The organism is Cognatishimia coralii, from assembly GCF_037478305.1.
GTDB classification, from domain to species: domain Bacteria; phylum Pseudomonadota; class Alphaproteobacteria; order Rhodobacterales; family Rhodobacteraceae; genus Cognatishimia; species Cognatishimia coralii.
Map to the genome: position 1 here is coordinate 61680 of NZ_JBBGAZ010000001.1, position 11641 is coordinate 73320.

Sequence of the window (11641 nt, forward strand, 5' to 3'; positions counted from 1 at the left end):
AGTCCTAACATTTGAGCCTGCCCGAGGCTACTGCGCCTCGCGCATGCGCTCGCGGATCGTCAGGACCGCGGAATAGGTCGAGACGCAATAGGGCACCAAATAGGTCATCAGGATTTTGATCACGACCTCTGAAGAGATATCACCAGAAATCAACCTGTCCCCATGGTTGATAATCGCCAAGATCGTGCCGACCACCAAAGCAATTATCGCAGCGCGGCGCATGACGGCACGCCGCGTGCAAAGGGCGATCAGGCTTGGCTCTTGCTCGGTGGTCATAACTCTGTCCCCTGGTCTATTGCCAATCTATGGCAAGCCGCGCGCCGTGGCACCAGCCACTTTCCGGTGAACCTCGCGGAATTTACAAAGACTGCTTCGCCCAAAGCGCAATTGTCAGGCAGCGTGCTTCATGGCATGCAACATATTCGGCCCACCCTAAGGAGCGCAGGATGACCGTCTATAATCTGGGATCTATCAATATCGACCACGTCTATACGATGGAGGACTTCCCGCGCCCAGGCCAAACCCTCAGCGCGGAGAGCATGGTCACGAACCTCGGTGGCAAGGGTTTGAACATTTCAGTTGCGCTTAGCCGGGCGGGTGCAGATGTGCGCCATATCGGGGCTGTTGGGGCAGGGGATGCACTGGTGCAGACGCTGCTCGCGCCGTTTGATCTGAATCTGGACAGTGTCGCCTTGCTTGAGGCCCCCACGGGCCATGCCATTATCTATCTGGACAAGACCCGCGAAAATCAGATCGTAATCTTTCCAGGCGCCAATGGGGCAATCACGCAGGCGCATGTTGAAGCCTCTTTGGCGGATGCAGGCCCGGGTGACTGGCTGGTTCTGCAAAATGAAACCAACGCCAATGAGATCGGCCTTTCGGTCGCACGCGCCAAGGGCATGAAGGTCGCGCTTGTGGCCGCGCCCTTTGACGACAGCATGCCCGATCTGATGCGGCGGGTGGATTTGGTGTCGGTCAACGAAGAGGAACTGCGCGATTTTGAGGCCGCCATGGGCGGCTCCTTCCGCGATCACCGCGACATGTCTTTCCTTGTGACCTATGGGGCTGAGGGCGCTGAATTCGTCTCTGGTGATGAAACCTACCGAGTGGACGCCCATAAGGTTCAGGTCGCTGATACAACCGGAGCGGGTGATACCTTCTTTGGCGGTTTCATGGCGCATTATGCGGCTGGTGCGAGTGTCCCTGAGGCTCTGGAGTTCGCCTCGGCGATGGCGGCCTTACAAGTCCAAGCGCTGGGCGCGGCGGTGGCCATTCCGGCGCGCGATGATGTTTTGGCCTTCTTGAAAGGTTAAATTCGCGGCTGCCGCCCGTTCAAAATGCGGGCGGGTTTATCCACAGATAGGTGAGTCTCTGTCTTGGGGTATCTGCGCCCAATTGACCTGCCCAAGTGGTTAACTGTTGCGGATTTTGGGTACAGGCTCAGAGCCTTCTGCCACTGTTTCCAGTATTGTAACACAAGGCGAAAAAAACTCTGACTCGATCTGCGGGGCTCGTCAAATATCGGTCATAGATATTAATGCACTGTGAATAAGTTAAATTAAATAAAAACAAATATTTAAGTCGAATTTTCGCCTGTCCGCTGTGCCTGCTAGCCACATTTGCTGACAGCTTGTAGGCAAAACCCCTACAAGGTCCCGTTTTTTCCCGACTTATCGGCGCGCCGTGCCAGCGCCACGCTTTCCTCAAATCTGGTTAATCGCCTCACGAGGATTTCTCTAAAAATGGCTCGAATTAGTGTATTTGGAATTGGGTATGTTGGCGCAGTTGCAGCAGCCTGTTTGGCGCGTGATGGACATAAGGTCATCGCGGTCGATGTCGATGAAGACAAGGTCGATCTGATCAACCGCGGACAATCTCCGATTGTGGAGGAAGGTCTTGGCGCTCTGATCGCCAAGGGCATTGACAATGACCGGCTCTTTGCCACCAGCGACGCGAGCTTTGCCATTGATCAAACCGACGTCAGCCTGGTCTGCGTGGGCACGCCCAGTGACCCGAGCGGTGCTTTGGATCTGACCTATATCAAAGAGGTAAGTCGCCAGATCGGCCAGGAAATGCGCGAGAAAGAGACGCTGCATTCCGTGATTCTGCGCTCCACCGTCTTGCCCGGCACGTCTGAGGACATCTGCATTCCTCTGATCGAGCGTCATTCGGGCAAGACCGCCGGACGGGGCTTTGGCTTTGGCTATTACCCCGAGTTCCTGCGCGAAGGCAGCGCGATTGACGATTACGACGACGCGGGCCTCGTGGTCTTTGGCGCGCTGGATGAGGCGACGCGGAATTTCCTGCATATGGTGAACGCGACACAGGACTGCTGCCTGCATGAGGTCGGATTGCGCACCGCCGAGATGGTGAAGTATACCTCTAACAGCTGGCGTGCGACCAAAGTCACATTTGCCAATGAAATCGGCAATATTTCAAAGGCTTGCGGCCTTGACGGGCAAGAAGTGATGGATGTGCTGTGCGCCGACCACAAAGTCTCGATGTCGCCGAAATTTCTGCGTCCGGGCTTTGCTTTCGGAGGCTCTTGCCTGCCCAAGGATATCCGCGCGTTGAAACATCTCGCGGATCGCACACAAACGCCGACCCCGCTTTTGAGCGCGGTTCTGGATGCCAATGACGCGCAGGTGGCGCGGGCGGAACGTATGGTGCGAGACTCTGGCGCGCGCCACGTCGGTTTTGTCGGCATTTCCTTTAAGCCCGGCACCGATGATCTGCGCGAGAGCCCTCTGGTGGAACTGGCCGCGCGGCTGGTGATGCAGGGTATCACTGTCTCGGTTTTTGATCCCTATGTGGCGCAATTGGCGGCGCAACAGGATGGCGATCCGTTTCGCAACAGCAAGCTGCCCTATCTGAAGCAGATGCTAGTGCAAGAGCTGCCCGCGCTGGTCGCGGCGACAGATGCGCTTGTGATCGGCAATTTCTATGCGGAAACTGTTGAAATTCTGGGTGCAGCCTCGGTGACCAAGCCCACGATCGATCTGACGCGCTTGCGGCGCGATATGGTCAGCACGGGCACCTATGAAGGCATCTGCTGGTAAGTCTTGATGCTGGGTCACGCGACATATCTCATGAGCCTTGCGCTTTTGACGATCCTTGTCAGCGCGACGGATTTGTCCGGCGCACGCGAGGCATTTGTCGTGATCGGAGCGCTCGGGATCTGGCGCTATAGCTGGGCGGTTTTGAATTTCTCCCGCGCCATTTGGTTTCGTCGGGTCGCTTACCCGCGTCGCAAGGCGCGCGCGCTCGCGGCCTATGCCGAACGCGGACGCTCCGCGCGGGCACATTTTCTCGTGACCTCTTACCGTATCCCCACCGACGTCACTCTTCGCGTCTATCGCAGCGTCTTTGCCGCAGCGATGGCCGCGAAGGGTGGTGCGCAGGTGGTGGCCTCGGTTGTGGATGCCGCTGATGCGCGGCTCATCCGAACCTTGTTTGATCGCCAATGTGCGGGGGCACACTCCGTCAGTCTGGTGATGGATCGCATTCCCGGAACCGGCAAGCGTGATGCTTTGGCAGCCGGGCTGCGCCACATAGCCAAAACCTGCCCAACCAGAGAGGACGTTGTCCTGCTCGTGGATGGGGATAGCTGTGTGCCCGTTGATATCGTTGAAAAATCTGCGCCGTTCTTCACGGATCATAGGGTGGGGGCCCTGACCACGGATGAGGCGGCAGAGATCGAGGAAGCGGGTCTTTTTCAGGACTGGTTCCGCCTGAGGTTTGATCAGCGTCAGGTGATGATGTGCTCGATGGCGCTGGCGCGGCGGGTCTTGACCCTGACGGGGCGTATGTCTGTCTTTCGCGCGGATCTGGCCACCAATCCCGATTTCATTCGCCTTGTGCAGCATGACCACATCGACCACTGGCGTTTTGGCCGCCTTGCCTTCCTGACCGGAGACGACAAATCCACCTGGTTCTGGCTGCTGAAGCAGGGGTTTGAGATGACCTATCTGCCGGACGTCCAATCGATCTCGATGGAGAGCCAGCCAAAGGCGGGGTTTGTGACGAGCGCCGTGACCCTGATGACCCGCTGGTTTGGCAATATGCTGCGCACCAATGCGCGCGCTTTGGCATTGCCGCGCAAGGACATCGGCACCTTTGTGTGGTGGTCGCTGCTGGATCAACGCATCTCGATCTGGACGACGCTTGCGGGCCCAAGCGCTGCGGTGCTGGCTGCGCTTTTGTATGATCCGATGATCCTTGTGGCCTATGCGGCCTGGGTTCTGTTCACCCGATATGTCTTTTGCACGGCGCTCAGCGCCTTTCGCGGGCGTGGTTTTCCGGTCACCTATCCGGTCTTGCTTTACTTCAGCCAGCTCATGGGGGCTTTGGTCAAAAGCTATGTCACATTCCGTTTGGACCGTCAGAAATGGACGCGCCAGACCACAGTTTCCAGTTTCGGGGTGGGGGCACCCCAAGGGCCCGGCTGGCGTAAAATCACCCGCCAGCTGGGCACCGGCTATCTGCACGCGCTAGCGGTTGGATGGCTTTTGTTGGGGGTCTTTTATCTTGTTGGATTTGAGGGTGCCCTATGACAACCGATACGCTTCTGAGGGAGCAAGATTTAGGCTATGAGTCCGAGGACGTTGACGCGGAACTGGCGTTCCACAGCGAGTTTCCGCAGGTCCACCTGCCGTTTCAGATCACCATAGGCGGTCTGACGATGGAGGGGATCAGCATATCCTTGACCAAAGCGCTGGTCGCTGGCCGTCTGCCGCCGGATCTGGAATATCAGGACGAGCTGGTCTCGCTGAGGTTTGATTTCGACGGGTTTTCGGTGACCCTATTTGCCGATGCGATCCTGTCTCAGGACGTCCAAGATCCGCAAGCGCCGGTGTCGGTGTTCTTCACCCATCCCACCGACGGGCATCTGTCGCCGCTGCGCTATCTGGTCAACAGTTTTATTGCGGGTGATACGATCACCTTGGGCCAGTTGCTCAGCACAGGGGCGACGCACTCGCATGTCACACCGCATGTGGCGCGCAAGGCCAAGGGCGGGTCATTGGTTTCCTGGACCACAGTGATGCTGGCTCTGCTTGGCTTGCTTTTCGGATTTGCCGCGGCGGATCTGGTCTATCAACGAGTGATCCTGACACAGGAAGCGCGCCCCTTGGTGATCACACAGGATGTGCAAACCCTACGCGCCACGGCCTCGGGCCAGATCGCCATGGTCAACCCCGACGCCGCCGAGGGCGAGGTTGCCTATACTCTGATCACAAACCGAGGCGATTTTCTCAGCCTGCGGATGCCCTGCGACTGCGCCAGCGAACTGGCCGATGGAGCCTTTGCAGGGGCCACGGTTCTGGGCGGAGACCCTATTCTCACGCTTTTGCCTCAGGACAGCACGCCTGTGGCCCATGCGCTGCTGTCTCAACGCGGTCTAGAACGCTATCTCGCCGGAGACCAGGCCGAGGTGGTCTTTGCAACTGGCCAGGTCGTTCAGGTGGCGCTTCGGATGGACACCTCAAAGGCGCAGCCCACGGCCACAATCGTCTGGCCACAAGGCGCCCCTGTGCCCTCGGACGGCACCATCGCGCGTCTTCGCTTTAATAAACTCAACGGTCGCATGGCCCGCTCTGTGAAATCCCGTCTTTCAGAGCTAGCCGCGCTGGCCTCAGAAAGGAACTGACCCCCTAGAAACGCCAACACGTGGCACTCACATCGGAGACCCGATATGAAAGACATTACTCCAGTTATCCTTTGCGGCGGGTCAGGGGCGCGGCTTTGGCCGATGTCGCGGGATTTGAATCCCAAGCAATTTCAGCCAGTTGAGGGCGTGGGGTCTCAGACCTTCTTTCAGCAAACCTTGCTGCGCCACGTGGCGCCGGGGTTCGGTGTGCCCTTTGTTGTATCGGGCAGCCGATACGCACATGTGGTGACGCAGCAATTAGCGGCACTCGGCCGAAAGGCGCATGTGCTGCTAGAGCCATTGCCCCGGGGAACTGGCCCCGCGGTGCTTGCTGCGGCGCTGACACTGGCGCGCAAAGACCCCAAAGCGCTTATGTTGGTCGCGCCTTCAGACCATGTGATCAGAGGCGATGTGACCAAGGCCATCAAAACCGCCGCGACTGCGGCCCAAAGTGGCCATATCGTGGTCTTTGGAGTCACGCCCCGCTACGCAGAAACCGGTTTTGGTTATATCTTGGACACAGGACGCGTCGCTGGATTGGACGGCGTACGGCGCTGTGGCGGCTTTGTTGAAAAACCTTCTCACTTCAAAGCCTCGCAGTTGATCGCGTCGGGGTCAGCCTATTGGGCCAGCGGGATTTCGCTTTTTACTGCGGAAACCCTGATCACAGAGTTCGCCCGCTTTGCACCTGAAACGCTCGAGGCCGTGAAGGCCGCTGTTTGCGGCGCACAGGAAAACCTTCTGAGCCGTCCGTCTTATGCACGAGCAGCAAATGGCTCGACAGAGCAGATGATCTTTGAACGCTCTGATCGCATGCTGATGATGCCGCTGGACGTAGAATGGGATGACGTCGGCTGTTGGACTTCGATGCATGCGATTGGCGATCAGGACGCCGAGGGCAATCTCTTGCATGGGGATGTCCTGAGCGTCGAGACCAAGAACTCGATGGTGCGCGCGGATGGTAAGCTTGTCGCGGTGGTTGGTGTTTCTGATCTGATCGTCGTGGATACGCCCGATGCTCTGCTGGTTACAAAACGCGGCCGCTGCCAAAGCGTGCGCCATGTTGTGGAACGTCTGAAAAAGACCCGACGCCAGGAAGCGCGCAGTTTTCCGCATGATCCCACCCAAAGCGCGCCGTCCGATTTCAGTTGGGGCGAAAGTCTGAGGCTGAAGCAAGCAGGGCAGGTAGATATGTCCCTTCTGCGCATTGCCGGAGGCAGCGCGATAAACCTGAAGGGCACGCCAGATCGTCAGATCGTCTTGTTGGCAGGGCGTTTGAACGTGATGCAGAACGGCAAAAGTTCCTGGCTTAGCACCAAAGACCAATTGGTGCTTGAACAGGGCGCGCAGGCCCATCTTGAAAACCCCGATGACAGCGAAGTCGAAGCCCTGATGATGACCCATCGCGGTTCAGCGCAGGTTCATGCTGTACCGGAGGTGACCCATGTGGCCTTAGACCTGCACCGCGAGGTTCAGTAATGGTTTTCTCATCTGAAACCTTCCTGTTCCTGTTTTTGCCTGTGTTTATGGCAGTTTACTTCCTGACCCCCAGCCGATGGAGGTCCCTTACGATCCTGATCGGCAGCTATGTGTTTTATGGCTGGTGGCGGATGGATTTCCTGCTGCTTTTGATCGCCACGACGGGGTTTACATTCTGGATCGGCCAACGGATCGCTTTTTACCGAGCCTTGCCGCTGGGGCGGCTCTATCTGGCCATAGGCGTGATCGGATGCCTCGGGGTTCTGGCCACCTTTAAGTATCTGAATTTCTTCATCGATAGCGCAACAGCCTTGGTCGGAAGAACGCCCGAAGAGATCGGCGTCCACTGGCGCCTGATCCTGCCGATTGGCATTTCCTTTTATGTGTTTCAGGCCATCAGCTATCTGGTGGATGTCCACCGCAGCGACGCCCGTGCAGCGCATCGCTTGCTGGATTTCGCGGCCTTCATCGCGCTGTTCCCGCAGCTGATTGCTGGACCTATTCTGCGCTACAAAGACCTAGAGGCTCAGTTTCAACATCGCAGCCATTCCGTCACGCAATTCAGCGAAGGTCTGGCGCGGTTCTTGATCGGTCTGGGCAAAAAGGTGCTGCTGGCGGATTCCATCGCGCCTTTGGTGGATGCAGGGTTTGCGGCTGACAGCCCTTCTGCGACGCTCGCCTGGCTCGCGGCCATTGCCTATGCCCTGCAGCTCTATTTTGACTTTTCGGGTTATAGCGACATGGCTATCGGGCTAGGACGCATGATGGGCTTCACCTTCCCTGAAAACTTCCGCTTTCCCTATATCTCGCGCTCAATCACCGAGTTCTGGCGCCGCTGGCACATCTCTTTGTCGACCTGGCTTAGGGATTATCTCTATATCCCCTTAGGCGGCAATCAGCTTGGGACAGGGCGCACCTATGTCAACTTGATGATCGTCATGCTTTTGGGAGGGCTCTGGCACGGCGCCAATTGGACGTTTGTTTTATGGGGCGCATGGCATGGGGGGCTGCTGGCGCTCGAGCGCAAGATTGATTGGGCACGGCGCGCTAAACATATTGCCGGGGCGCGCGTAGTGACGCTTTTGGCAGTTTTGGTCGGTTGGGTCATGTTTCGCGCAGCCACCGTGCCGGACGCCGTCTCGATGTATGCCGGGATGGCCGGGCTCAACGGCATCGAGCTAACCTTTGAAAAAGTCCTCACGATCACGCGGGAAAGCTTGGTGATGACGGTGCTTGCCGCCTTTGTCGTCTGTCTTGAACCAAATATCGTCGCGCGCCCAACCCGTCGTGATGCCGGCAGTCGGCATTCCACGCCGCAAGGACAGACCATCGCGCTCTGGGTCACGCCGACTGTGCTTTTGATCGGAGCAGCGGCTGTGTTGAAGCTGGCCGAGCAAAGTTTCTCGCCGTTCCTCTATTTCCAGTTTTGAGGTCTCAATGCCCTTGAAGAAATTGCATATCACTTTGATCCCGATCATTTTTTTCGGATACGCGGTTCTGGTGAATATGATGCTTTTGGTTCCCAATGCCTCTGCACCCAAACCTCTCGTTTGGGATCATTCTTTGAGCCACTCACTCGATCAACTCTATGCGGATCAGCAATTGCACGCCCCCTTTGCTCAGGCCGCTATCGGAGCGCTGCGCTATGCCCTGCTGCGAGAAGGCCGAGAGGGCGTGCGCGTTGCGCCTGAAGGGTGGCTTTTGTCGGAAGAGGAATTTCGCCCCCCTCTGCCCGAGGAGTCGGCGCGTGGTCTGCGACATCAGATCGTTGATTTCGCTCAACACATTCAGGCCCAGGGCGGGCAGGTCATCGTTGTCTTGTTGCCACCCAAAGCCGAGAGTCTGGGGCTCACGCTGTCGCCGGAAGTGGCGCGGCAAAAACATCGCTTGGTTGCGGCATTGCGCGCGGGCGGTGTCGCCTATTTGGACGCAGCGCCTGCTTTAGAGGGGCAAAACAGCTTTTTTAAAACGGACACGCATTGGACACCCAAAGGCGCGCGGTTTGTTGCAGATCTCATGGCTCGGAGTTTTCCATCCCTTACAGGCAACGCAGATGTCCAAGTCACTGTGCCCACACCCGACCATTTCACCGGAGACCTTATTCCCTTCGTAACCCACGCAAGGTTGGCCCCATTCGTAGGTTTGCCGCGCGAAACAGCGAATGTGTTTCGGGCGAGGATCAAACTCGGTGAATCCAAGGATCTGTTCGCCGAACCTCGGGGCGCGCATGCGTTGGTGGGCACCAGCTATTCGGCAAATCCACGTTGGGGATTTGAGGATGCTTTGAAAGTTGCACTGGCCCGCGACATTCTGAATTTTGCGACCGCAGGGCAGGGGCCTTTGGTGCCGATGAAAGCCTATCTGGAGCGAAAGGATCGCGACCCGCAGGCCACGGTGATCTGGGAATTTCCGGTCAGATATCTGACAGACCCGAATGTCCTGGAGCGCGTGCAATGAGGAGGCTCGCCGGCTGGCTTACGTGGGCTTCTATGCCGCTTTGGGTTCTTGCATGTGTCCTTTGGGCCAGCAGTGCCGCTGCCTCGCAATATGGGTGTAAGGGTTTGGCACTACTCAAGGAAACGGCGGTGCTTGAGGGCAACGACGGCGTGTTCTATCGCATCCAGTCGGATCTGCGCATGGATCATCGTGTATCGCAGCAAGCCATCGAATATATGGCAGAGCTGTCGCGCGCCTTGGCAGAAAATGGCACGCTGCTTGTCTATTTGCCTGTTCCGACAAAAGGGCTTGCGATGCCCCAGATGTTGCCAAGAGATGCGCGGCTCTATGGCTATGACGCAGCCCTTGCTGGGCGTGTGTTTCAAGGCCTCATCGCAAGATTTGAGGCCGCCGGGGTCGCGACAGTCGATGCACTGCCGCAGATGACCAGCCTTGCCTCGGCAACGCCACCATTTTTCAAAGCGGATTTTCACTGGACTAGTTTTGGCGCGCGTGCCGCCGCCATGGCTGTGGCTGAACGCTTGCAGCGCGAGCCCAACTATCAAGCGATGGAGAAAGCCCGCTATACCAGTCAGTCCGTGGGCCCAAAAACCGCCTTTTCTGGCTTAAGGCGGCTTTTGCAACTTTCCTGCCATGACGCTCTGCCACCCGTGGTTACAACGGGTTTTGAAACGGACAAAACGCCGGAGGGCGAAACTGCGTCGGTAGACTTGTTCGCAGAGGCGGAGAGTGCCCAGATCGCTTTGGTCGGCACGAGCTTTTCTGACAGCGACATCAATAACTTCGCGGGGTTTATTTCAGAGGCAACGGGGCTTGATGTGGTCAACTATGCGCTGACGGGTGGCAATCAGTTTGGGGCAATTCAAGACTACCTGACGTCTCGCGAGTTTCACGAAAACCCGCCCGCAATATTGCTCTGGGAAAACCCTATCTACAATTCCCTAACACGGTTTGGAGATCAGCCGATGCGCGAGCTTATTGCGGCGGCGCGGGGCAAGTGTCGCAAGGAATTGGTCGGCTCTGATGGCGGAGGCCCGGAGGTGGACATACCGCAAGATGCGACTACGCGAGATACCGTTCTGCTGGATCTTGGTATGGCTGATGCGCGCCGCGTGGCGTTCAATTTTGAGATGCCAGATGGCTCAACCCGACGGCGGGTTGTCCAGCGCAGTTCCCGCCAGACCCCGACCGGACGCTTTTTCATGCCGTTGTCAGGCTTTGGGACCGAATTTCCGACACAACTGCGCGTGGAGGCGCCAAATGCCAACACCACATCGGCGCGCTTTTTCTTGTGCAATTAGCCCAAAAAAGGAGACGACAATGACCCGATTTTTCAAACTGGCGTTGCTTTGCCTTTTCACGAATCCGCTGAATGCAGGCGATGTGGGTCTTTATCCTGAGGCGATTGATCCCGACGCGGGTTTTCTGCGCGTTCTGATGACGGGTACAGGTTTCGTGAATATCGCGGGCAAGTCCCACAGGATCGACGCGCCAGGGCTCAGCCCATTTCATATTTTACCCTCTGGACGCACAGAGGTTGCATGGGCTGAGGGCCAAACCTGGGTCGATCTACCGTCGGGACGCCATGTGAACCTATTGATCCGTGAAGGCGGGCAGGCCGAGGCTGTCGAGGATCCCATCGCCAATCACCCCGCCAAGGCGGATGTGACTTTGATCAACCTGTCAGACGTCGAGGATCTGGCGCTCTTTGTTCCGCAGGCCAAGACCGAAGTGTTCACAGATGTTGCACCCGAAAAATTCGCGACCCGTGCGGTACGCGCGCCATTGACGCTGGACTTCGAGTTCCGCGCGAGCGATCGAACGCTGGCCGTCTTGTCGGGTGTCGACCTAGCCCGTAAATCGGGCGTCACGTTTTTGCTGACAGGATCGGGCGGAGACTACACTGCACAAGCTCTGCCGAACCGCTATGAACGCTAGGGCATTTCTTCTGGTCTTGATCTGCGGCTTGCCAGAGTTCGGCTCGGCCCAGCCCATAGATCTGTCTTTCCCTCCGCCGTATGTGCCCAAGCAAGACCAATGTGCTAACGGGCGCAGACT

The 11641-nt window shown here is 57.6% G+C and carries 10 protein-coding genes; 9 read left to right on the forward strand and 1 reads right to left on the reverse strand.

Going from position 1 to position 11641, the window contains the following annotated elements:
- Window positions 1–27: 27 nt before the first annotated feature.
- A complete protein-coding gene (nrtS, locus tag WG622_RS00280) occupies window positions 28–276 on the reverse strand; it encodes a nitrate/nitrite transporter NrtS (protein WP_339401753.1) in 249 nt (82 codons plus the stop codon).
- A 170-nt stretch (window positions 277–446) separates the two neighbouring features.
- Here nrtS and WG622_RS00285 point away from each other — a divergent pair, with 170 nt between their 5' ends.
- From WG622_RS00285 to WG622_RS00325, 9 genes are all read left to right on the forward strand, one after another.
- A complete protein-coding gene (locus WG622_RS00285) occupies window positions 447–1313 on the forward strand; it encodes a ribokinase (RefSeq protein WP_339401754.1) in 867 nt (288 codons plus the stop codon).
- A gap of 429 nt (window positions 1314–1742) precedes the next feature.
- The gene (locus WG622_RS00290; protein ID WP_339401755.1) at window positions 1743–3059 is read left to right on the forward strand and encodes a nucleotide sugar dehydrogenase; all 1317 of its coding nucleotides are present in this window, start codon (window positions 1743–1745) and stop codon (window positions 3057–3059) included.
- A 30-nt stretch (window positions 3060–3089) separates the two neighbouring features.
- Window positions 3090–4553, forward strand: coding sequence for a glycosyltransferase (locus WG622_RS00295; RefSeq protein WP_339401756.1), 1464 nt, complete (start codon window positions 3090–3092; stop codon window positions 4551–4553).
- Window positions 4550–5647, forward strand: coding sequence for a hypothetical protein (locus tag WG622_RS00300; RefSeq protein ID WP_339401757.1), 1098 nt, complete (start codon window positions 4550–4552; stop codon window positions 5645–5647). Before WG622_RS00295 ends, WG622_RS00300 begins: the two co-directional genes overlap by 4 nt.
- Window positions 5648–5692: 45 nt before the next feature.
- Window positions 5693–7126 carry a mannose-1-phosphate guanylyltransferase gene (locus tag WG622_RS00305; protein ID WP_339401758.1) on the forward strand — a complete coding sequence of 478 codons (1434 nt, stop codon included), beginning with the start codon at window positions 5693–5695 and terminating at the stop codon, window positions 7124–7126.
- On the forward strand, window positions 7126–8556 hold the full coding sequence (locus tag WG622_RS00310) for an MBOAT family O-acyltransferase (protein WP_339401759.1): 1431 nt from the start codon (window positions 7126–7128) through the stop codon (window positions 8554–8556). The genes WG622_RS00305 and WG622_RS00310 overlap by 1 nt, the downstream gene beginning before the upstream one ends.
- 7 nt (window positions 8557–8563) lie before the next feature.
- On the forward strand, window positions 8564–9583 hold the full coding sequence (locus tag WG622_RS00315) for an alginate O-acetyltransferase AlgX-related protein (RefSeq protein WP_339401760.1): 1020 nt from the start codon (window positions 8564–8566) through the stop codon (window positions 9581–9583).
- 104 nt (window positions 9584–9687) lie between these two features.
- A complete protein-coding gene (locus WG622_RS00320) occupies window positions 9688–10884 on the forward strand; it encodes an alginate O-acetyltransferase AlgX-related protein (RefSeq protein ID WP_339401761.1) in 1197 nt (398 codons plus the stop codon).
- Window positions 10885–10903: 19 nt separating this feature from the next.
- The gene (locus WG622_RS00325) at window positions 10904–11521 is read left to right on the forward strand and encodes an alginate O-acetyltransferase AlgF (RefSeq protein WP_339401762.1); all 618 of its coding nucleotides are present in this window, start codon (window positions 10904–10906) and stop codon (window positions 11519–11521) included.
- Window positions 11522–11641 lie beyond the last annotated feature (120 nt).